Raw genomic sequence first — 20,286 nt, 5'->3', positions numbered from 1 at the left:
AAGGGAATCCCTTGCGATTCAGGTTTTGAGCCGGACGCTTTAAGCCAGGTTTCAGGCGGCGTTTTCAGAAATCATCGGGGCGTGCGATGGCGGATCGTGCGCCCCGAGTGTTTATGAAGGGGGCTCTGCCTCCGTCCGCCATGGGCGGACTCCCCCGGAGGTATTTGGGCCAAGAAGAACGAGGGGTGCTGTGTCCTGCAGGGGACCGGACGCCTTTGGGTCAGCTTTCGGCGGGGCGGCGGGCGACGAGGTCGACGAGGGCCGACCGGCCGGAATGGCCCCGGCCTTCGGAAATCTCGGCATCGTAATCCGCGAGGCGCAGGATTTCCCAGTCGCCGAAATGGGCCTGCAGGAGCTCTTCGGTGTACATGTTGTCAGCCTGGGGCGGGCCGCCGGTGCCGTATTCGACCTGGCGCGGGGCATAGCCATGCAGCAGCAGAAGGCCGCCGGGGCGCACGGCGCGGCGGAATTCGTTGAAGATATGCGCGCGCAGGTCCGGATCCATGAACTGGATGAAGATCGCCACCAACGCGTCATGGGTCTGGCTCCAGTCCCATTCCTCGATGCCGGAGAGGCGGTAATCGACGCTGACGCCCCGTGCCCCGGCCAGGCCGCGCGCCTTGTCCAGCCCCACGGGCGAGGCGTCGAAGGCCAGCACGTCGTGGCCCTGTTCCGCCAGGTAGACCGAGTTCCGGCCTTCGCCATCGGCCACGCAGAGCAGCCGGCTTGCCGCGGGCAGCGATGGCGCATGGGTGGCGAGGAACGCCGCCGGTTCGGTGCCGAAGAGGTATTCGTCGGTCGCGTAGCGTTCGTCCCACATGGCCGTCTCCCTGTCCGCCTGCCTCAAAGCTAGGCACGGCGGCTCAGAAAAGCGAGAGCTGGTCGCCCGGCATCGGCGGAATCTTGAAGAGATCGGTGCGCAGCCCGGCCGTGCGCTCGCGCAGCCCGGCGCGACGGCAGGCCGCCTTGAAGCGTTTGCCGACGATTTCGGCATATTCGCCTTCGCCCCGCATCCGGTGGCCCCAGCGCGGATCGTAATCGCGGCCGCCGTGCATCTCGCGCAGGCGGGCCATGACCTTGGCGGCGCGGCCCGGTTCATGTTCGGCCAGCCAGTCCTGCCAGAGCGGCGAAACCTCGCGCGGGAGGCGCAGCATGATCCAGCTGGCCGCATCGGCGCCGGCCTCGGCCGCGGCCGCGACGATCGCGTCGACCTCCTGATCCGTCAGCCCCGGCACCACAGGCGAGACCATGACCCGCACCGGGATCCCGGCCTCTGCCAGCCGGCGGATCGCCGCCAGCCGCCGGCGCGGCAGCGGCACGCGCGGCTCCATCCGCCGCGAAAGGTCGTCGTCCAGCGTGGTCACGGAAATCCCCACGCGGACAAGCCCCTGCTCCGCCATCGGCGCGAGGATGTCGATGTCTCGTTCCACCAGCGTGCCCTTGGTCACGATGCCCACCGGATGGCGGAAATCCCGCAGCACCTGCAGGCAGGCACGGGTGATTTCACGATCGCGTTCGATCGGCTGGTAGGGATCCGTGTTGGTTCCGATCGCCAGCGTCGCCACCTTGTAACCCTTCGCCCGCAGCTCGCGCCGCAGCACCTCGGGCGCCTGCGGCCGGGCCACCAGCCGGGTTTCGAAATCCAGCCCCGGAGACAGGCCCAGGTAGGCGTGGCTGGGCCGGGCGAAGCAATAGATGCACCCGTGTTCGCAGCCCCGGTAGGGGTTGATCGACCGGTCGAAGGGCAGATCGGGCGAGCGGTTGTAGGTGATGACGCTTTTCGGCACCTCCTCGCGCACCTCGGTCACGAAGGAGGGACGATCCTCGGGGATGTCCCACCCGTCATGCTCCTCCTGGCGGGCCAGATCGAACCGCCCGGCGGCATTGCTGGCCGCGCCGCGCCCCCGGCGTCGGTCCCTGTCGATGAATCCGGACTGCGTTTCTGCCTGTGACATGAGCGAGAGATGGAACAAAATAAGAACAATTGCAAGGAACTGATGGTCTTTGTGCAAAATCCTCATTTCACTTTTACCCTATTCCCCCATAGAGGTCGTAAGAGGCGCCCTTCGTGTCGCAAACAGTGCAGTCGCGACGGGGCAGAGCCATCAGAACGGAACCAATCCAGGGCCGGGCGACCGGGCCGGTCGCATCAGGATACACTCTCATGTCCGACGAAGAAGACGATATCATCCTTTCCGAACTCGACGACGACGAGCTCGTCCAGCAGATGTTCGACGACCTCTACGACGGTCTCAGAGAGGAGATCGAGGAGGGCGTGAATATCCTGCTCGAACGCGGCTGGGCGCCCTACAAGATCCTGACAGAGGCGCTGGTCGGTGGCATGACCATCGTCGGCAACGATTTCCGCGACGGGATCCTCTTCGTCCCCGAGGTGCTGCTGGCGGCCAACGCGATGAAGGGTGGCATGTTCATCCTGAAGCCGCTGCTGGCCGAGACCGGTGCGCCGCGCATGGGCAAAATGGTGATCGGCACCGTCAAGGGCGACATCCACGACATCGGCAAGAACCTCGTGTCGATGATGATGGAAGGCGCCGGGTTCGAGATCGTGGATCTCGGCATCAACAACCCGGTCGAGGATTACATCGAGGCGATCAAGGCGGAAGAGGCCGACATCCTCGGCATGTCCGCCCTGCTGACCACGACGATGCCCTACATGAAGGTCGTGATCGACACGATGAAGGAACAGGGCATCCGCGACGACTATATCGTGCTGGTGGGCGGCGCGCCGCTGAACGAGGAATTCGGCCGTGCGATCGGCGCCGACGCCTATTGCCGCGATGCCGCCGTGGCGGTGGAGACGGCGAAAGATTTCATCGCCCGCAAGCACAACCAGATGGCCGCCGGCTGACGGCAGCCCCTGACCGCAGGTCTTTTCCGGAATGACAGCCGGCGGCCCTTTCGCCGCCGGTTTGCGTTTCAGCGCCCCGTCGCGGGGCGCCTTGGCGATGCCCCCCCCGACGGCAAGGCCTCAGCCCCGCGGCGGCAGGATGGTCATGCCCACGTCCGTCGCAATGCGCGCCACCGCCGCCACGTCCGGCGGTCCGTCCATGGGGTCAGGCGCCGTCTTGTCCGCATCCACCGGCGTGCCCAGCTGCGTGAAGAACGCCTCGTGCATGTTGCCCGGCGCATTCAGGATCAGCACGCGCGCCGGCGTCTCTCCTGCCGCGCGGAAGGCATGCACCGCCCCGTCGGGGATCGCCACGTACTCCCCGGCAGTCGCATGGCGATGCTCCCCCTCCACGGTGAAGTCGATCGCCCCCTCCAGGACAAAGAACGCCTCCGTCTCACCCGCGTGATGGTTCGGCGGCGCCCCCAGCCCGGGCGGCACGACCGCCTCCACCAGGCAGAATTTCCCCATCACCTCCGCCGGGAAGGCATGAAACTTCATGAGAATTCCCAGCGTCTCGTAAGTTCTGTGATTGCTGTCCAGCATCTCTGGCCTCGGTTGAAACGTGCTACGATTCCTTTATGATACACATGTCTCTTTAAGAGACAATAGTCTCATAAAGCCGAAAGTCCCCCATGACCCGCCCCCGCACTGCCCAGAAGGCCCGTACGCGCGAAGCGTTGCTGGACGCCACGCGCAGCCTGATCGCCGATGGCATCCCCGTCACCGTGCAGCGCGCCGCCGACGAGGCCGGCATCTCGAAGGCCACGGCCTATCGCTATTTCTCGGATCCCAGCCTGCTGGTTGCCGAGGCCGGCCTCGCGCTCGAAGTGGCCCCCTACGAGGATGTCGTCGCCGGCTGCGACACGCCGCGCGCCCGGGCTCTGGCGGTCAGCCTCTACATCTTCGACCTCTCGGTGGCGCACGAGGCGGCCTTCCGCAACTTCCTGGCGCGCAACCTCGATGCCTGGGCGGCCGAGAACGGCGCGCCGCGCCAGCGCCGTGGCGCGCGCCGGGTACAGATGTTCCGCGCCGCCCTGCAGGATGCCGGCCTGCCCGAGCCCGAGCTCGACGCGCTGGTCACGGCCCTGACACTGGCCACGGGCAGCGAGGCGATGATCGCCCTCTTCGACATCGCCCGCACCGATCCCGACACGGCCCGGGCCACGGTCGCCCTCGTTGCCGAGGCCCTGCTCGACCGCTTCCTGCCCGGGACATGACGGGATCTTTCAGCGCTGCCCGATCAGGCGCAGCACCGCCACAAGGACCACGCCGTACAGAACATGCCCGATCAGCGCGACCCAGGTGATTCCGGTGAAATTCAGGAAGAACGGCAACCCGGCCACCGCCGTGATCCCGCCGATGGCAAAGACCCAAAGCCCGAAGCCATAGACCGCCGCCGGCACGATCCACGCCAGCCGCTCACCGATCACCAGGCGCCAGGCCGGGCGGAACACGTAAAGCCAGCCCAGCGGATAGCCCAGCAGGCCGACAAGGTAGAAATGGACGAAGTAGCCCGCGAAATCGCCGTTCGGCAGGCCGAAGCTCCCAAGCAGGCTGCGCGCCAGCCCGTGCGGCGACAACGCGGCCCAGCCGATCCCGGGGCTGATCAGCTGCCCCCACAGGTCAAAGGCCATGGTGGCCGCGGCGCCGGCAATGAACATCGCCCCCAGCACGGCGATGCCGGGTTTCGGGAAAAGCGGGCGGGCGGTGGCTGTTGTTTCGGTCATGTGCAAAACTCCTGGCGTCCGGAACATCCCGGTGGACCCCATCTGGGGTGACGTAGCGCAAAGCCAAGAAACACGACATTCCGTGCACGGAGAGGTTAGAATTGTGTCAGACCAGCCGATCCACCCCCAGGGCCCCCTGCCCGACCCCGATCGCCTGACGCGCGACGGCATGGCGCCCGCCCGTCACGGCCGCGTCCTGTTGCTGGCCTGCGGGGCTCTCGCGCGCGAGATACTCGATCTGACCACGGCAAACGGCTGGGATCACCTGGACCTCGCCTGCCTGCCCGCGATCCTGCACAACCACCCCGACCGCATCCCGCCGGCCGTCGAAGCGGCGGTCGCGAAATACCGCGCCGACTATGACGACATCTTCGTCGTCTACGCCGATTGCGGGACCGGCGGCCAGCTGCGCGCGCTGTGCGACCGACTGGGGCTGGAGATGGTCGAAGGCCCCCATTGCTACAGCTTCTTCGAAGGCAATAGCGCCTTCCAGGCCCGCGCCGAAGAGGAATTCACCGCCTTCTACCTCACGGATTTCCTGGTCAGACAATTCGATGCCTTCGTCTGGAAACCGCTCGGCCTCGACCGTCACCCGGAACTGCGCGAGATGTATTTCGGCCATTACACGAAACTGGTCTACCAGGCCCAGACCGACGACCCGGCCCTGACCGAAAAGGCCCGCGCCTGCGCCGACCGCCTCGGCCTCGCCTTCGAACGGCGCTTTACCGGCTACGGCGACCTCACGACAGCGCTCGGCGCGCTCTGACCCGAGGCCTGTGCTGCCGGAGAGGACGGATTGAGTATTTTTACAAAGATGAAGACAGGAGCGTTCCACGAAGACTCCGGGACGTATCGTTAATCCGACGCTGCACCCTCTTGATTGCAAAAGCAGGCCGCACCATCCCACGCTTGGAGCAAGGTCCGGCGTCCATCTTCATCTTTGCCCAAATACCTCCGGGGGAGTCCTCCAACGGAGGACGGGGGCAGCGCCCCCGGATCACCGGCCAGCCAGAAACACCAACGCCGGATCAGGCCGCGGCCGCGACCGTCCGGATCCGTTCGATCATCGCGCGCAGCCCGTTCGAGCGCTGCGACGACAGGTTTTCGTCCAGCCCCAGGCGCGACATCTCGGCCCTGGCATCCACGCCGGGCACCTCGGCAACCTCAAGCCCGTTGTAAAGCGACCGCAGAACCGCGATCAGCCCGCGCACGATCATCGCGTCGCTGTCGCCGTCGAAATGGAATTTGCCGTCCTCGATCACCGGGTGCAGCCAGACCTGGCTCGCACAGCCCTCGACCTTGGTCGCCGGCACCTTCAGCGCGTCGTCCAGCGGCTCCATCGCCTTGCCCTGTTCGATGACATAGCGATAACGGTCCTCCCAGTCCTCGAGGAACTCGAAATCTTCGACAATCGCTTCAAAGGCTTGACTGGCCATGCCCGGATCTCCCCTGCCGCCGGCCGGAACCGACCGTCCCGGCGCACCGTCCGACCCCTACAACCCGTCTTGGCGCTTTTCAAGGCGGGGCGGATGCGCTAGGCCAGAGACCACGACCAAGACAGGGGCACGACATGACACGACCGGCCACGCGCGCCACGGTGCTTGCACTTCTGGCGGCCGCTACCGCGCTTTCGGCCTGCTCCGGCTGGAGCGATGCCCGCGTGAACCCGTCGAACTGGTTCGGCCGCTCCCGCGCGGCCGAGGTGAGCCCGGCCGAGTTCACCACCAACACCAACCCGCTGCTTCCCGACAACAAGAGCGCCCGCGAATTCCTCGCCGGCAACCAGGTCGCCGTGGACGGGGTGCCGATCGACCAGATCGTCTCGATGGAGATAGAGCGCACGGTCGCCGGCGCCATCATCCGGGTCGAAGGGCTGGCCTCGCGCCAGGGCGCCTATGATGCCCGCCTGATCCCCGACACCTACGACGAAGAACCCGTCGACGGCGTGCTGAGCTATCGCTTCGTGGTGAAATACCCCAACGAGGCCACGGGTTTCGGCGACCAGGCCACGCGCACCGTCTCGGTCGCCCGCACGGTGACGCAGCAGCATCTCTCGGCCGCCAGCGTCATCCGCGTGACCGGCGCCCAGAACGCCCGCGAATCCCGCCGCCGCTAGACCCGGACCGCGCCCCTGCCTGCCCCGAAGGGGCCCTCTGCATGACAGGCAGCCGCGACGCGGCGGTGGACCGGCGCGCCTCTAGCGCGCCAGTTCCACGATCTTGACCTGGTCGCCCTTGGCGCCCAGCGCGATCTCGCCCTCGCACAGCCGCAGCGCATCCGTGCCGAAGACATCGCGGCGCCAGCCGCGCAGCGACGGCAGATCCCGCTGCCCCGCCGCGATCGCGTCCAGCTCCGCCGCCGGCGCGATCAGGCGCGGCGCCACGTCCGACGCCTCGCTCTTGGCCTTCAGCAGCACCCGCAGCAGGTCCGCCAGCGCCGGGTTCACCTGCAGCTTCTCGCGCGAGCGGTCCGGCGCGGGCAGGTCGGCATTGTCCATGGTCAGGCCACGCTCCACCGCCGCCAGGATCCCGTCGGCGATCACGCCCTTGCGCGCCTCGCGCAGCAACAGCCGCGACCGGCCCAGGTCCTGCATCGTCTTCGGCTTGGTCGAGGCCAGTTCGATCAGCGCGTCGTCCTTGAACACCCGGCTGCGCGGCACGTCGTTGGTCCGCGCGTAATCCTCGCGGAACGCGGCCAGCTCACGCACCAGCCCCAGGAAGCGCGGCGAATTCGTCCGCGTCTTGATCCGCTGCCAGGCGCTTTGCGGATCGACCTCGTAGGTGTCGGGATGGGTCAGGATCTGCAGCTCTTCCTCGACCCAGGCCGTGCGCCCGGTGCGCTCCAGCTCATCGCGGAGAAACTCGTAGATCTGCCGCAGATGCGTGACATCGGCCAGCGCATAGGTCTTCTGCGCCTCGCTCAGCGGCCGCCGCGACCAGTCGGTAAAGCGCGAGGTCTTGTCCAGCGACTGCTTGCAGATCTTGCGCACCAGCGTCTCGTACCCCACCTGCTCGCCGAAGCCGCAGACCATCGCCGCGACCTGCGTGTCGAAGAGCGGCGTCGGAAACTGCCCCGCGGCCACCCAGAAGATTTCAAGATCCTGGCGCGCGGCATGGAACACCTTCACCACGGAGGTGTCGCGGAACAGCGCGTAAAGCGGCTCCAGGTCCAGCTCGCCGGCCAGCGGATCGACCAGCACGGCGTTGTCGCCCTCACCGGGATGCGCCAGCTGGATCAGGCAGAGCTTCGAATAATAGGTGCGCTCCCTCAGGAACTCCGTGTCGACCGTGACATAGAATTGCTCCGCCGCAGTTTCACAGAACGCCGCCAGCTCCTCGGTCTTCGTGATTGTCTTCATGCGCGATGGGTCTACTTCGTTCTTGTTATCAGCCCGCAGGGGCCTGTCTGTCAGCGGCCCCGGGGGACGTTCAAACGGTCGGCCCTGGGGTACGTATCGGGTATCGGTCCGCTGGGCGCGCGTTCGGTCCCGGCCCAATGCAATCCGCATTTCTCGTCGGCCGGGGCACGTCGCACAGCCCTTTGGCCCGCGGGACGCATCCGTCCAACCGGGCTCTTAATAAGGCATTCAAGGCAATTTGAAAAGCTTGGGTATTGTGCCCCTAGGGCAACTGCACCACGCCCGGCTCTCCGCCCGCGAATCGGCGCAGCACCGCGACATACAGCCGATGCTCCCAGGGCCCCAGCCGCGCCTTCATCTCCTCGGCCGTGTCCCCCGGCTCGATCGGCAGCCGCACCTGCCCCAGGATCGGCCCGTCGTCCAGCTCGGCCGTCACCACATGCACCGTCGCGCCGTATTCCGTGTCCCCGGCCGCCAGCGCCCGCGCATAGGTGTTCAGCCCCCGGTGCTTCGGCAGCAACGAGGGATGCACGTTCAGGATCCGCCCCTCCCACCGGCTTACGAAGCTTTGCGTCAGCACCCGCATGAACCCGGCGAGGCAGACCACGTCCGCCTCCGCCTTCTCCAGCTCCGCCGTCACCGCCGCCTCGAAACTCTCGCGATCCGCAAAGCCCCGGTGATCCACGACGACGGTCTCGACACCCCGCGCGCGCGCCTTCTCCAGCCCTCCGGCATCGGCCCGGTTCGACACGACCAGCACGGGGCGGCCCGGATGGTCCTCGCCCATGCTGTCGACCAGCGCCGCCATGTTGGTGCCACCGCCCGAGATCAGGATGGCAACGCGCGCCCCGCTCATGCGAGCGTGCCGGTATAGCGGATCCCCTCGCCGGCCGTGACCTCGCCCAGCCGGTGCACCGTCTCTCCGGCCTCGCCCAGCAGATCCGCCAGGGCCTCGGCCCGGTCGGCGGCCACAACCAAAACCATGCCGATGCCGCAGTTGAAGGTCTTCAGCATCTCGGCCTCGGCGATGCCGCCCGCGCCCTGCATCCAGGCAAACACCGGGGGCAGCTTCCACGACCCCAGGTCGATCTCCGCGCCCAGCCCCTCGGGCAGGATGCGCGGCAGGTTCTCGGTCAGCCCGCCGCCGGTGATATGCGCCAGCCCGTGCACGCCGCCCGCGCGGATCGCCTCAAGACAGGGCTTCACATAGACCCGCGTCGGCGCCAGCAGCGCGGCCCCCAGCCGGCCGTTGCTGAACGGGCTCGCGGCCTCCCAGTGCAGGCCCTCGGCCTCGACCAGCCGGCGCACCAGCGAATAGCCGTTCGAATGCACCCCGTCGCTGGCCAGCCCCAGCAGCACGTCGCCTTTCGCCACATCCGCCGGCAGGGCCGAGCCGCGCTCCATCGCGCCCACGGCAAAGCCCGCCAGGTCGAAATCGCCCGCCGGGTACATGCCCGGCATCTCGGCCGTCTCGCCGCCGATCAGCGCGGCGCCGGCCTGGCGGCAGCCCTCGGCGATGCCCTCGACGATGCGCGCGGCGCTTTCGGTCTCCAGCTTGCCGGTGGCGAAGTAATCCAGGAAGAACAACGGCTCCGCCCCCTGGCAGACCAGGTCGTTGACGCACATGGCCACCAGGTCGATGCCCACGCCGTCGACCTCTCCGGTGTCGATCGCGATGCGCAGCTTGGTGCCCACGCCGTCGGTCGCCGCCACCAGGATCGGATCGTCGTAGCCCGCCGCCTTCAGGTCGAACAGCGCGCCGAACCCGCCCAGGCCCGACATCACCCCGGCGCGGTTCGTCGAGGCCGCCGCCGGCTTGATCCGGTCGACCAGGGCGTTGCCCGCATCGATATCGACCCCTGCCTCGGCATAGGTCATCCCGTTCTTGGTCTCGCTCATCGCGGCTCTCCTGCCCCGGTCGGGCTGTTTTCACGTCTACCGGCGCGGCGTAGTCCATTGGCCGCAGGCTTGCAATGCCAAGGCGCGCGTCAAGGCTTGACGCCGCCGGCGATCATGCTACCCCAATGGGTCAGGCGGGCCTGTAGCTCAATTGGTTAGAGCAGAGCGCTCATAACGCTTTGGTTGCGGGTTCAAGTCCTGCCGGGCCTACCATGTACCTGCCCTGTATATCTGCCACTCTGTACCGGCCCTCTCTGTCGGGATCGGCCTCTTCACGTCCGGACAGACCGCAGGTCCGGTCACAGGGGCGGCATCACGTCGCTTGGCGTGGCACATTTGACCCCGTACAACGCCCTCCGAACCTGCCGTATTCGATTTCTTCGCCCGATGACGCGCCCGGCCGCCAGGGACCACAAGGAACAAAGGCCGCGCCGGATGTCACGGTGCGGCCTTCCTGTGTGTGCCTTCATGCGGCGCGGGCGCGGCGTCCTGCCCGGGCTTATTGCCCGTCCCGCCCGCTCATCTCGTCCAGGATCCGGGTCAGCAGCAGGGCCGTGCCGCCGATCATCAGAGACCGCCCGATGGAATCGGTGACGTTCGAGGGCGCAAAGGTCTGCGCCCCGTCGCGGCCCACCTGGGCGGCGCGGCGCACGCGGCTGCGGCGCGGGACATCTCCGCCCTGTTTCGGCTCCGGCACCCGGCCGATCTTCGGCTTGGCGATCAGCAGCGCGGCGCCCAGCGCCAGCATGCCACCGGCATAGGCAATCGGAGAGATACGGTGCGGCCGCGCCTCGGGCAGAGGGTCGCGCAGCCGCTCGGGCAGCATGTCTTCGGCATGGGACGTGATACGGGATACGGTGCGGGTCATGGGCGCCTCCTTTGAAGACAAACCCGCGAACCGCCGCTGCGTTCCCTTCCGTCAGGGTATAAAGTGGCAGGGCATCGTTCGGGACCGCACTGGCGCCCGGACGTGCGCACCCGCCCCGGCCGGTCCTGTCCGGTCCGCCGCCCCGCGTGTCGGGCGCGCATTTCGCGCGGATGCCGGCGCGCAGCGCGCCGACTGGTGCCGGCGACAGACCCATCCTGCTGACGGGCCAGATCTTAACGAAAAGTAAAGGCGCGACTGCAAGCCATTGAAATCATTAAACCCGCCAAGTGTCCCACGCGTGGGACAGTGTCCGTCACTCGGCCGCTTCGGGCGCGGCGTCCAGCTCGGCGGCCTTCTTCTCGACCTCTTCCACGATATGGTCGATCATCTGCTCGTTGGACATCTTGTGGCTTGCCTTGCCGGCCAGGTACACCATCCCCGACCCGGCCCCGCCGCCGGTAAATCCAACGTCGGTCATCAGGGCCTCTCCCGGCCCGTTGACCACGCAGCCGATGATCGACAGGCTCATCGGGGTCTTGATATGCTCCAGCCGCTTTTCCAGCGCCTCGACCGTCTTGATGACGTCGAACCCCTGCCGCGCGCAGGACGGGCAGGAGATGATGTTGACCCCCCGGTGCCGCAGCCCGAGGCTTTTCAGGATCTCGTAGCCGACCTTGACCTCTTCGACCGGATCCGCCGAGAGCGAGACCCGCAGCGTGTCGCCGATCCCCATCCACAGCAGGTTGCCCAGCCCGATCGCCGACTTGATCGTGCCGCTGGTCAGCCCGCCCGCCTCGGTGATGCCCAGATGGATCGGCTTGTCCGTCGCCTCGGCGATGCCCTGGTAGGCCGCCGCCGACAGGAACACGTCCGAGGCCTTCACCGAAATCTTGAACTCGTGGAAATCGTTGTCCTCTAGGATCCGGATATGCTCCAGCCCCGATTCCACCATCGCCTCCGGGCAGGGTTCGCCATATTTCTCCAGCAGGTGCCGCTCCAGCGAGCCGGCGTTGACCCCGATCCGCATCGAACAGCCATGGTCCCGCGCCGCCGCGATGACCTCCTTTACCCGCTTCTCGTCGCCGATATTGCCCGGGTTGATCCGCAGGCAGGCCGCGCCCGCCTCCGCGCTCTCGATCCCGCGGCGGTAGTGGAAATGGATGTCCGCCACGATCGGCACGGGGCTTTCCCGCACGATCTCCTTCAGCGCCCTGGACGACGCCTCGTCCGGGACCGAGACGCGGACGATATCCGCCCCTGCCTCAGCCGCTGCCTGCACCTGGGCCACGGTGGCGGCCACGTCGGTGGTGGGCGTGTTGGTCATGGTCTGGATCGAGATCGGCGCATCGCCCCCCACTGGGACGTTGCCGACCATGATCTGCCGGGACGTGCGGCGGTAGATGTTGCGCCACGGGCGGACGTGGTTCAGCGACATGAGCGCCTCCTCGGAATGCTTACCCGCTAGATAGTCTTCAAGGCCGCGCGTGGCAATGAGCGCCTTCGGATCGGCGCCCGCCGCCTTGGCGACGCCACACGGCTTCGGTGACGGCAGGCGCCCGGGTCGGGGCGCTGGTCAACGGGTGTCTGTCATGGGATGAAACGGGCTGGCGAAGACCGGTGCACGGTCAATGGCTTGCCATATGGATCCGGGGCCGCGCTGTGGCAGCCCCACGTGGCCTGGGAACCGGTCAGGGCTCCACGGAGATGGTCTGCGCCTCGGCCACGACGCGGGCCAGGTCCCTGTCGGCACCGAGATCGGCGACCTGGTAGCGATCCGACACTTCGGGAATCGAGAGCGGGATGTTCGATGTGACCGTGCCGGACGGACCCACCGGGCCGTAATGCGCGCCGTTCATCACGAAGTAGACGGCGCCGGATTCACCGGCGCGCAGGGTCGGCGGCTCTTCGGTTGCGGGCACGTCATAGGTTTCGCCGGGCTCCATGATGCCTTCGTAGATCACCGAGCCGTCGGCGCTGCGGACCCTTACCCAGGACGGGCGCACGGCCACCATCACCAGCGTCGGCGCGGCATCCTCGACCACCTGCGGGGTCGCGCCGGCCGGCAGCGGATGCGGACCCTGCGGGGTGGCATCGGCCAGGTCGACCTCTGGCAGCGCGCTTGGCATCAGGGTGCCGACCTTGTCGGGGTCCAGGGTCGAGATCGGCGCGTCGCGCGCCACGAGAACCGGCAGATCCAGCGCGGCGGGGCGATACAGCCGGTCCATCGCCTCGGCCGTGGGCGCGGCGGCGGTCGCGGGATCCTCGGCGCCCCCGCTGCGGGCGGCGGCCGCGTCCAGCGGATCGAGATCCGACAGCACCACCGGGGTCTGTTCCACCGGCGAAAGCTGCACCTGCTGAACCTGTTTCAGCACCATCCAGCCGCCGTAGCCGATCCCGCCGATCAGCGCGACCAGCACCAGCATCGAACCCAGCGCACGCGGCTCGAAATCGGACCAGAAACTGGAGCCGGACGGCGCGAAGGGCAGCTTCGGCGACAGGAACGGGTCGTTTTCCACCTGGGCCTTCCGGCGGCTGACCCGCATCGGCACCGGTGTCTTGCGCACGCTAGACGCCTCGGCCGACATGCCATGGGCGACGGAAAAGCCGCTTTCCTCGCAGAAGGCGGCAAAGCATTGTTCCGGGTCCATGTTCAGGTAGCGCGCGTAGGATCGCACGTAGCCCGCGATGAAGCCCGGCGTGTCGAAGGCAGAGGGATCCGAATTCTCGATCGCGGCGATGTAGGTGGCCTTGATGCGAAGCTCGCGCTGAACGTCCAGAAGGGACTTGCCCATCGTGGCCCGCTCACCCCGCATGACGTCTCCGAGCTTGAGCTCGAAATCATCAAAGCTTTTGATCCGGTCGGCAACCTCGCCGTCCGGATGTTCGGTAGTCCTGCGTGGATCACGCCGCCCGATCATTGCCAGTATGCCCCATGTCCCATGACGCTCGAATCAGATCTCGATTCGATACCGCCTTGTTTTAAGGGGACGTTAACACAGGCCCATGTTGCTGCGAAGAAGTCGCGGCGTCAGCCGGCCAATTCGGCGCGATTGAGCGCACAATGTGCCCAGAGCGAATCCAGCGCGCCGATCAGCCTGTCCATGTCCTTGGGGCTGTGCACCGGCGAGGGCGTGAAACGCAGACGCTCGGTTCCGCGGGGGACGGTGGGGAAGTTGATCGGCTGGACATAGATGCCGAAATCGTAAAGCAGCATGTCCGACAGCATCTTGGTGTGCACCGGGTTGCCGACGATCACGGGCACGATGTGCGAGCCATGGTCGATAAAGGGCAGACCCAGGGCTTTCAGCCGCGTTTTCAGGATCTTGGCCTGTTCCTGATGCTTCTCGCGCAGCTCCGGCGCACGTTTCAGGAAGGCCACCGAGGCCGCCGCACCGGCCGCGACGGAGGGCGGCAGCGAGGTGGTGAAGATGAACCCGGGGGCATAGGACCGGATCGCATCGCACATCTTGTGGCTGGCCGCGATATAGCCGCCCATCACGCCATAGGCCTTCGCGAGGGTCCCGTTGATGATGTCGAGACGGTGCATCAGCCGGTCGCGTTCGGCGATCCCGGCGCCGCGCGGGCCGTACATTCCGACGGCGTGAACCTCGTCGATATAGGTCAGGGCACCAAATTCATCGGCGAGGTCACAAATTGCTTCAATTGGCCCGAAATCGCCGTCCATCGAATAAACCGACTCGAAGGCGATCAGTTTCGGCGCAGCCGGATCATCGGCCTGAAGCAGCTCGCGCAGATGGTCCAGGTCGTTGTGGCGGAAGATCCGCTTGGCCCCGCCGTTGCGGCGCACCCCCTCGATCATCGAGGCGTGGTTGAGCGCATCGGAATAGATGATGAGGCCCGGGAAGAGCTTTGGCAGGGTCGACAGCGTGGCATCGTTGGCGATGTAGGCCGAGGTGAAGAGCAGCGCCGATTCCTTGCCGTGCAAGTCGGCAAGCTCGGCCTCCAGTCTCTTGTGGAAGACCGTGGTGCCGGAAATGTTGCGCGTCCCGCCGGAGCCGGCGCCCGAGGCGTCGATCGCCTCGTGCATCGCGTCGAGCACGACGGGGTGCTGGCCCATGCCGATGTAGTCGTTGCCGCACCACACCGTCACATCGTGCTGGGTCCCGTCTGGGCGGGTCCAGGTTGCGTGGGGAAAGTCGCCGCGATGACGCTCGATATCGATGAAGGTGCGATAGCGCCCTTCCTCGTGCAAGCGGTCGATGGCGCTTTCAAGCTGGGCGGCATAGTCCAACGTCTCGTCTCCTGCTGCGGGCTCTCACCCTTTCCCGCCGCAATCGGCGGGACCCGTGGCTTGTAAACTCCGAAATACCTAAAGATCCGGTATCTCGATAGCAAGTCAGTAGACCCTGCACCTATGTCGCATCCTTGACGTGGATCAATCGTCCCGGGAGCGCATGAAGAAACCTGGCGTTCCGATCGGAAACAGGCGGCGCGGAAAGGGGACGGACGGCCCCCGCCCCGCCCGGCGCCCAGTTGCCCCGCCCGGCGCCCCGCCTGACGGCGCGGCGCCGGGCCGGCCCACTGGACGCGGCGCGCGGGCCTGATAGGGTCGCCGCGTTCCACCAACGATAGGTTTCGCTCATGTCCCTCGACGCCGTGCTGTCCCGAATCGACAGCGATCTCGACGCTTCCCTCGACCGCCTGATGGAGCTGCTGCGCATTCCCTCGATCTCGACCGATCCCGCCTACAAGGATCAGTGCGACCGCGCCGCCGACTGGCTTGTGGCCGATCTCAAGTCGCTGGGCGTGGCGGCCGGCAAGCGCGAGACGCCGGGCCATCCGATGGTGGTGGGCCACGTCGAGGGCGACGGACCGCATCTGCTGTTCTATGGACACTATGACGTGCAGCCGGTCGATCCGCTGAACCTGTGGAACCGGGACCCGTTCGACCCGGAAATCCAGGACACCGCGAAAGGCCGCGTCATCCGCGGTCGCGGTGCGGCCGATGACAAGGGCCAGCTGATGACCTTTGTCGAGGCCTGCCGCGCCTGGAAGGCCGTCAACGGCACCCTGCCCTGCCGCATCACCTTCTTCTTCGAGGGCGAGGAAGAGAGCGGCTCGCCTTCGCTGGTGCCCTTCATGAAAGAGAACGCCGAGGAGCTGAAGGCGGATCTCGCGCTGATCTGCGACACCGGCCTCTTCGACAGCCGCGTGCCGGCGATCACCACCATGCTGCGCGGGCTGCTGGGCGAGGAGCTGACCATCACCGCCGCGTCCAAGGACCTGCATTCGGGCATGTTCGGCGGGCCGGCGATCAACCCGATCCGGGTGCTGTCGAAGATCATCGCCTCGCTGCATGACGAGAACGGCCGGATCACCGTGCCGAACTTTTACGACGGCGTGCCGGAGATTTCGGAAGAGCAGAAGGAGCAATGGTCGGGACTGGGATTTGACGCGCGGTCCTTCCTGGGCGGCGTGGACCTGAGCGAGGCGGCGGGCGAGAAGGACTTCTCGGCGCTGGAGCAGATCTGGTCGCGGCCGACCTGCGAGGTGAACGGGATCATCGGCGGCTATACCGGCGACGGCTTCAAGACGGTGCTGCCGTCGCAGGCCTCCGCCAAGATCTCGTTCCGGCTGGTGGGGGACCAGGACCCGCTGGAAATCCGCGAAAACTTCCGCGCGATGGTGAAGGGGATGGTGCCGCCCGATTGCTCGGTGGAATTCAAGGCCCACGGCGCCTCGCGCGCGGGGGCCTTCGACACGTCGGACCCGGCTTTCGAGGCGGCGCGCAGGGCGCTGTCGGACGAATGGCCGGACGAGGCGGCCTTCATCGGCTGCGGCGGGTCGATCCCCATCGCGGGGCATTTCGCCCGGCTGCTGGACGTGACGCCGATGCTGATCGGCTTCGGCAAGGACGACGACCAGATCCATTCGCCGAACGAGAAATACGACGTGGAGAGCTTCCACAAGGGCACGCGTTCCTGGGCGCGGGTGCTGGCGGCCCTGTCGGAGTGACGGGGTGCCCCTGCGGGGCATGAGTATTTGGACAAAGGTGAAGCAGCAGGGGGTCTCTCTGCTGCTTCTGTCGTTTTTTTTGGGGGGTCATGGTGCATTGACCCGGGCGGTGGCGGAAGGGCACCTTCGGACGGATGCAGAAAGGAGGCGCGCATGATGGAGGTGATCCCGGGGTTCAGCCACGAGGTGGCCGAGGTGAACGGGCAGCGGATCGGGTATTCCCGGGGCGGTCAGGGCGCGCCGGTGCTTCTGTTGCACGGGTTTCCGCAGACGCGGGCCATGTGGCGCGAGATCGCGCCGAAGCTGGCGCGGGACTACACGGTGATCGCGGCGGATCTGCGGGGCTATGGCGAAAGCTCGGCGCCCGGGGGTGTCGAGGGGATGACCTTTCGCGAGATGGCCGCGGACCAGGCGGCGCTGATGAGCGCGCTGGGGTTCGAGCGGTTCCACCTGGTGGGCCATGACCGGGGCGCGCGGACGGGGCACCGGATGGGGCTGGATCATGGAAAGCGGCTGCTGAGCCTGACGCTGATGGATATCGTGCCGACCCGTCACCTGCTGAGGCATCTGACGGCGGAGGTAGCGGCGGCCTATTATCACTGGTTCTTCCTGGCCCAGCCGGCGCCGTTTCCCGAGCAGATGATCGCGGCCGATCCGGATCGGTATTTTGAACGCTGCCTGCTGGGCTTCGGAAAGGCAGAGCTGTCGGACTTCCCGGCCGCCGCGCTGGAGCTGTACCGGCAGAGCTGGCGGCGGCCGGTGGTGATCGCGGCGATGTGCGACGATTACCGGGCGGCGCTGACGCTGGACCTGGAGGCCGACCGGAAGGACCTGAAGCGGCGGGTGCCCTGCCCGGCGCTGGTGCTTTACGGGGCGCAGGGGGCGATGGCGCGGCATTACGACGTGCCCGCCACCTGGACGGAGCGGCTGAGCGACATGCAGACCGAGGCGATCCCGGGCGGGCATTTCTTCATCGAGCAATCTCCGGATGAGACGCTGGCAGCGCTCAGGGCCTTCCTGGGGTCGACATGAGGCCGGGGGTGTCCCACGCGTGGGACATCTGTTGGCCTTAATGTTTTCAATGGGTTGCAGCCACGGATTTACCAAGTGTTAGGGAATGGTGGCGGCTGGGCCCGGGCCTGACCCGGACCGCAGGCGCAGCGCAAGGAGGTGTGACGCCTTCGGGCACCCAGCCGGACACGCGCGCTGCGGGGCGGGGTGCAGCGGCTGCGGCCTCTGGGCCCCGGCCTGCCCCATGATGTCCTGGAGCTGTGGCTGCGGGCCAGAGGCCCTGACCGGCCGGGGGCGAGTGGGGGCGCCCGTCCCGGCCTCCCCCGCGCAAAGGCCTCCCCTTGCCCGCCGGTCAGGACCGGCAGACCATCCGGTCCCGATCGGGGACGGCGACGGAGGCGTCGGGCAGCTCGACGGTAAAGCGGCTGCCCTCGCCCAGGCGGCTCTCCACGGTGATCGAGCCGCCATGGCGCGTCACGATCTCGCGCACGATCGAGAGGCCGATGCCGAAGCCGCCATGTTCGCGCGTGTCGGAATTGTCGACCCGGTGGAAGCGCTCGAAGATCCGGTCAAGCTCGGGCCCGGGGATGCCGCAGCCCGTGTCCTCGACGCTGAGCACGAGACGCTCGCCGCGCAGGCGCGCCTCGATCCGGATCCTCCCGTTTTCGGTGAACCTCACCGCGTTGCCGACCAGATTGAACAGCACCTGCCGCAGGCGCCGGACATCCGCCAGGACCACGCAATCGTCATGCGCGCCGGTCAGCTCCAGCCCCTTCGCCTCGGCCAGGGGGTGCATGTCGGCAAGCGCAGCGGTCACGAAGCCGGCCACATCGACATAGTCGCGGTCCAGCTCGACCGCCTCGCGTTCCAGCCGGGTCCAGTCGAGCAGATCGTTGATCATGGCCAGCATGTGCCGCGCCGAGCCGGCGATCTTGCCGCTGTATTCCTTCACCGCCGTGTCGTAGTCGAGCACGGTTTCACGGCATTCGGCGACGCGTTCCCGCATCGCAGCGTCGCCCTTTTCGCAGTCGTCCATCAGGTCCATGAGATCGACGCGCTGGGGCAGCAGCCAGTTGTCGGACAGAAGCTGGGCATAGCCCCCGATCACCGTCAGCGGCGTGCGCAGTTCATGGGTGACGTTGCTGAGGAACTCGGTCTTCTGGCGGTTCGCGGCCTCGGCCAGAAGCTGACCCTTCTTCTGGTCCGTGATGTCGGTGACGACGGCGGCGGAAAACCCGTCGGGCGTGCGGGTTTCGGAGATCTTCAGCCAGGTCTCGTCAGGGCCTTCGATGACGAATTCCTGCCCCCCGGCGTGGTCCGTCATGCGCTGCGCCACCCAGTCGCGCGCGGTCTCGGTGTCGGCCCGGGAGGCGATGAATTCCCCGGTCTGCTGCAGGATCGTGTCATAGCCCGTGCCGGGCACGAGGTACCGCCCGTCGAACCCAAGGTGATCGCGAAACTCGGCATTGCAGATCTGCAGCCTGTCCTTCTCGTCGAAGAGGACAAAGCCCACATCCAGCGACTCGACCGCGTTGGCGAGGATCTTGTGGAACCGGTCCCGCTGGTGAAAGAGGAAATGCGTCCCGCCGATGCCCGCCACGGTCGAGACGGCCAGCACGAAGACAAGCACCAGCACCCCGTCGTAGCGATGGACAAGCCCGGGCCAGCCCGCCCTGGGGCTGGCGACGATTTCCCAGGTCTGGCCGGGCAGCCGGATCGTCTGGATCACCGGCGCGGCCTCGGGCGGGGCGACGGTGCCGAAGATGTCGGCGCCATCCGCCCCGGTGACACGCAGCCCGACCATGAGCGGCCCCGCCGCGCCGCCGCTGTCTTCGGGAAGCGCGAGAAGCTCGGCCTCGGGCAGGGTGAAGGTGATGACGCCCAGCAGCCGCGGGGCGCCGCCCGGATCCGGGGGCGCAAAAAACGGATGATGCAGGGCAACGCCGTCACCCCCGTCGGGCAGCGTCACCGGCCCCTCGAGCACGACCTCCCCGGGCCGGTATACGGAACCGTCCGGCGCGGTGGTCGTGGCATCCGCGCCGACGAGGTCGATGGCGACGCGGGTGACGCGGGGGTTATGCGCCCTCAGCGCGGCCTCGGCCTCGGCCACGCGATCCTGCGGCGGACGCGCGGCGCCACCGGCCGCGCGGACCAGCTGGTCTGCCACCACGTCGGCCGAGTCGAGCTTGCGTCCGATGGTGTGCGCGATCTCGTGCACGACGTCCGCGACCTGCCCGCGCAGGTTGGCATGGTGAAGCTCGGCCTCCTGCCGGAGGGCCGTCCAGGACAACCCGATCAGAGACAGGAGGGCCAGCGCCGCCACGAATGTCCAGACATTCACGCCCGCGATCAGGTTTTTGATGAGCCTCATTAAATCTGCCAACCAAATACTTTTGCCCCGCACGCACCGGGGTCTTGCCAAAGTCCCGGCCCAAAGCCCGGCCTCCCACTGCATGGAATGCCGAAAAGACGGCGACATTGTGACATGGATAACAATCTGTGAAGATTTATTGCCGTCGCACGCCCTGGCCGGTTT

The 20,286-nt window shown here is 67.1% G+C and carries 19 protein-coding genes and 1 tRNA gene; 7 read left to right on the top strand and 13 right to left on the bottom strand.

What is annotated here, in order from left to right:
• Positions 1–220: 220 nt before the first annotated feature.
• Positions 221–820: an SAM-dependent methyltransferase gene (locus ATO3_RS16550; RefSeq protein ID WP_088650979.1), complete on the bottom strand. Its 600-nt coding sequence runs from the start codon at positions 818–820 to the stop codon at positions 221–223.
• A 43-nt stretch (positions 821–863) separates the two neighbouring features.
• Entirely contained in the window at positions 864–1,955 is a 1,092-nt protein-coding gene (locus ATO3_RS16545; protein WP_233152183.1) for a PA0069 family radical SAM protein, read from the bottom strand.
• A gap of 209 nt (positions 1,956–2,164) precedes the next feature.
• Here ATO3_RS16545 and ATO3_RS16540 point away from each other — a divergent pair, with 209 nt between their 5' ends.
• Positions 2,165–2,869 carry a corrinoid protein gene (locus ATO3_RS16540; protein ID WP_088650977.1) on the top strand — a complete coding sequence of 235 codons (705 nt, stop codon included), beginning with the start codon at positions 2,165–2,167 and terminating at the stop codon, positions 2,867–2,869.
• A 120-nt stretch (positions 2,870–2,989) separates the two neighbouring features.
• Here ATO3_RS16540 and ATO3_RS16535 read toward each other — a convergent pair whose 3' ends face one another.
• A complete protein-coding gene (locus tag ATO3_RS16535; RefSeq protein WP_088650976.1) occupies positions 2,990–3,454 on the bottom strand; it encodes a cupin domain-containing protein in 465 nt (154 codons plus the stop codon).
• An 89-nt stretch (positions 3,455–3,543) separates the two neighbouring features.
• On the opposite strand from ATO3_RS16535, the gene ATO3_RS29035 reads away from it, so the two are divergent.
• A complete protein-coding gene (locus tag ATO3_RS29035; RefSeq protein WP_088650975.1) occupies positions 3,544–4,128 on the top strand; it encodes a TetR/AcrR family transcriptional regulator in 585 nt (194 codons plus the stop codon).
• A gap of 9 nt (positions 4,129–4,137) precedes the next feature.
• Here the strand turns inward: ATO3_RS29035 and ATO3_RS16525 are convergent, their stop codons facing one another.
• Positions 4,138–4,638 (bottom strand): hypothetical protein, encoded by a 501-nt coding sequence (locus tag ATO3_RS16525; RefSeq protein ID WP_088650974.1) that lies wholly within the window; start codon positions 4,636–4,638, stop codon positions 4,138–4,140.
• A 169-nt stretch (positions 4,639–4,807) separates the two neighbouring features.
• On the opposite strand from ATO3_RS16525, the gene ATO3_RS16520 reads away from it, so the two are divergent.
• Entirely contained in the window at positions 4,808–5,404 is a 597-nt protein-coding gene (locus tag ATO3_RS16520; RefSeq protein ID WP_088651001.1) for a DUF1638 domain-containing protein, read from the top strand.
• A 262-nt stretch (positions 5,405–5,666) separates the two neighbouring features.
• On the opposite strand, the gene ATO3_RS16515 is transcribed toward ATO3_RS16520, so the two are convergent.
• Positions 5,667–6,074 (bottom strand): SufE family protein, encoded by a 408-nt coding sequence (locus ATO3_RS16515; RefSeq protein WP_088650973.1) that lies wholly within the window; start codon positions 6,072–6,074, stop codon positions 5,667–5,669.
• 134 nt (positions 6,075–6,208) lie between these two features.
• Here ATO3_RS16515 and ATO3_RS16510 point away from each other — a divergent pair, with 134 nt between their 5' ends.
• The gene (locus tag ATO3_RS16510) at positions 6,209–6,754 is read left to right on the top strand and encodes a hypothetical protein (protein WP_088650972.1); all 546 of its coding nucleotides are present in this window, start codon (positions 6,209–6,211) and stop codon (positions 6,752–6,754) included.
• 81 nt (positions 6,755–6,835) lie between these two features.
• Here ATO3_RS16510 and rnd read toward each other — a convergent pair whose 3' ends face one another.
• From rnd to purM, 3 genes are all read right to left on the bottom strand, one after another.
• The gene (rnd, locus tag ATO3_RS16505; RefSeq protein WP_088650971.1) at positions 6,836–7,996 is read right to left on the bottom strand and encodes a ribonuclease D; all 1,161 of its coding nucleotides are present in this window, start codon (positions 7,994–7,996) and stop codon (positions 6,836–6,838) included.
• A 262-nt stretch (positions 7,997–8,258) separates the two neighbouring features.
• The gene (purN, locus tag ATO3_RS16500; RefSeq protein ID WP_088650970.1) at positions 8,259–8,852 is read right to left on the bottom strand and encodes a phosphoribosylglycinamide formyltransferase; all 594 of its coding nucleotides are present in this window, start codon (positions 8,850–8,852) and stop codon (positions 8,259–8,261) included.
• Positions 8,849–9,895 carry a phosphoribosylformylglycinamidine cyclo-ligase gene (gene purM / locus ATO3_RS16495; protein ID WP_088650969.1) on the bottom strand — a complete coding sequence of 349 codons (1,047 nt, stop codon included), beginning with the start codon at positions 9,893–9,895 and terminating at the stop codon, positions 8,849–8,851. The genes purN and purM overlap by 4 nt, the downstream gene beginning before the upstream one ends.
• A 136-nt stretch (positions 9,896–10,031) precedes the next feature.
• Between purM and ATO3_RS16490 the strand changes: the two genes are divergently transcribed.
• Positions 10,032–10,108, top strand: a tRNA-Ile gene (locus ATO3_RS16490).
• Between the two features lie 286 nt (positions 10,109–10,394).
• Here the strand turns inward: ATO3_RS16490 and ATO3_RS16485 are convergent.
• The 4 genes from ATO3_RS16485 to hemA form a co-directional block, all read right to left on the bottom strand.
• Positions 10,395–10,763, bottom strand: a complete 369-nt coding sequence (locus ATO3_RS16485) for a hypothetical protein (protein WP_233152182.1) — start codon at positions 10,761–10,763, stop codon at positions 10,395–10,397.
• 313 nt (positions 10,764–11,076) lie between these two features.
• On the bottom strand, positions 11,077–12,198 hold the full coding sequence (gene ispG / locus ATO3_RS16480) for a flavodoxin-dependent (E)-4-hydroxy-3-methylbut-2-enyl-diphosphate synthase (RefSeq protein ID WP_088650968.1): 1,122 nt from the start codon (positions 12,196–12,198) through the stop codon (positions 11,077–11,079).
• A gap of 253 nt (positions 12,199–12,451) precedes the next feature.
• The gene (locus ATO3_RS16475; protein ID WP_088650967.1) at positions 12,452–13,681 is read right to left on the bottom strand and encodes a helix-turn-helix domain-containing protein; all 1,230 of its coding nucleotides are present in this window, start codon (positions 13,679–13,681) and stop codon (positions 12,452–12,454) included.
• A gap of 110 nt (positions 13,682–13,791) precedes the next feature.
• Positions 13,792–15,015 (bottom strand): 5-aminolevulinate synthase, encoded by a 1,224-nt coding sequence (gene hemA, locus ATO3_RS16470; RefSeq protein ID WP_088650966.1) that lies wholly within the window; start codon positions 15,013–15,015, stop codon positions 13,792–13,794.
• 350 nt (positions 15,016–15,365) lie between these two features.
• On the opposite strand from hemA, the gene ATO3_RS16465 reads away from it, so the two are divergent.
• Both ATO3_RS16465 and ATO3_RS16460 read left to right on the top strand, forming a co-directional pair.
• Positions 15,366–16,739 carry a M20/M25/M40 family metallo-hydrolase gene (locus ATO3_RS16465; RefSeq protein ID WP_088650965.1) on the top strand — a complete coding sequence of 458 codons (1,374 nt, stop codon included), beginning with the start codon at positions 15,366–15,368 and terminating at the stop codon, positions 16,737–16,739.
• 153 nt (positions 16,740–16,892) lie between these two features.
• Positions 16,893–17,771 (top strand): alpha/beta fold hydrolase, encoded by an 879-nt coding sequence (locus ATO3_RS16460; protein ID WP_088650964.1) that lies wholly within the window; start codon positions 16,893–16,895, stop codon positions 17,769–17,771.
• Positions 17,772–18,102: 331 nt separating this feature from the next.
• Here the strand turns inward: ATO3_RS16460 and ATO3_RS16455 are convergent, their stop codons facing one another.
• Positions 18,103–20,121, bottom strand: coding sequence for a sensor histidine kinase (locus ATO3_RS16455; RefSeq protein WP_088650963.1), 2,019 nt, complete (start codon positions 20,119–20,121; stop codon positions 18,103–18,105).
• Between the last annotated feature and the right edge of the window lie 165 nt (positions 20,122–20,286).

The sequence above is a fragment of the Marinibacterium profundimaris genome, from assembly GCF_002210095.1.
Taxonomy (GTDB): domain Bacteria; phylum Pseudomonadota; class Alphaproteobacteria; order Rhodobacterales; family Rhodobacteraceae; genus Marinibacterium; species Marinibacterium profundimaris.
Note: the sequence above shows the minus strand (reverse complement) of the source record. Positions and strands in the feature narration are given on the sequence as shown.

What these genes read in the sequence shown, in the direction of transcription:
- purM (WP_088650969.1), bottom strand. Translation starts at nt 9,895, where the DNA reads ATGAGCGAGACCAAGAACGGGATGACCTATGCCGAGGCAGGGGTCGAT.
- ATO3_RS29035 (WP_088650975.1), top strand. Translation starts at nt 3,544, where the DNA reads ATGACCCGCCCCCGCACTGCCCAGAAGGCCCGTACGCGCGAAGCGTTG.
- ispG (WP_088650968.1), bottom strand. Translation starts at nt 12,198, where the DNA reads ATGTCGCTGAACCACGTCCGCCCGTGGCGCAACATCTACCGCCGCACG.
- ATO3_RS16460 (WP_088650964.1), top strand. Translation starts at nt 16,893, where the DNA reads ATGATGGAGGTGATCCCGGGGTTCAGCCACGAGGTGGCCGAGGTGAAC.
- ATO3_RS16545 (WP_233152183.1), bottom strand. Translation starts at nt 1,955, where the DNA reads ATGTCACAGGCAGAAACGCAGTCCGGATTCATCGACAGGGACCGACGC.
- rnd (WP_088650971.1), bottom strand. Translation starts at nt 7,996, where the DNA reads ATGAAGACAATCACGAAGACCGAGGAGCTGGCGGCGTTCTGTGAAACT.
- ATO3_RS16485 (WP_233152182.1), bottom strand. Translation starts at nt 10,763, where the DNA reads ATGACCCGCACCGTATCCCGTATCACGTCCCATGCCGAAGACATGCTG.
- ATO3_RS16510 (WP_088650972.1), top strand. Translation starts at nt 6,209, where the DNA reads ATGACACGACCGGCCACGCGCGCCACGGTGCTTGCACTTCTGGCGGCC.
- ATO3_RS16525 (WP_088650974.1), bottom strand. Translation starts at nt 4,638, where the DNA reads ATGACCGAAACAACAGCCACCGCCCGCCCGCTTTTCCCGAAACCCGGC.
- ATO3_RS16455 (WP_088650963.1), bottom strand. Translation starts at nt 20,121, where the DNA reads ATGAGGCTCATCAAAAACCTGATCGCGGGCGTGAATGTCTGGACATTC.
- ATO3_RS16520 (WP_088651001.1), top strand. Translation starts at nt 4,808, where the DNA reads ATGGCGCCCGCCCGTCACGGCCGCGTCCTGTTGCTGGCCTGCGGGGCT.
- ATO3_RS16475 (WP_088650967.1), bottom strand. Translation starts at nt 13,681, where the DNA reads ATGATCGGGCGGCGTGATCCACGCAGGACTACCGAACATCCGGACGGC.
- ATO3_RS16515 (WP_088650973.1), bottom strand. Translation starts at nt 6,074, where the DNA reads ATGGCCAGTCAAGCCTTTGAAGCGATTGTCGAAGATTTCGAGTTCCTC.
- ATO3_RS16540 (WP_088650977.1), top strand. Translation starts at nt 2,165, where the DNA reads ATGTCCGACGAAGAAGACGATATCATCCTTTCCGAACTCGACGACGAC.
- purN (WP_088650970.1), bottom strand. Translation starts at nt 8,852, where the DNA reads ATGAGCGGGGCGCGCGTTGCCATCCTGATCTCGGGCGGTGGCACCAAC.
- ATO3_RS16550 (WP_088650979.1), bottom strand. Translation starts at nt 820, where the DNA reads ATGTGGGACGAACGCTACGCGACCGACGAATACCTCTTCGGCACCGAA.
- ATO3_RS16535 (WP_088650976.1), bottom strand. Translation starts at nt 3,454, where the DNA reads ATGCTGGACAGCAATCACAGAACTTACGAGACGCTGGGAATTCTCATG.
- ATO3_RS16465 (WP_088650965.1), top strand. Translation starts at nt 15,366, where the DNA reads ATGTCCCTCGACGCCGTGCTGTCCCGAATCGACAGCGATCTCGACGCT.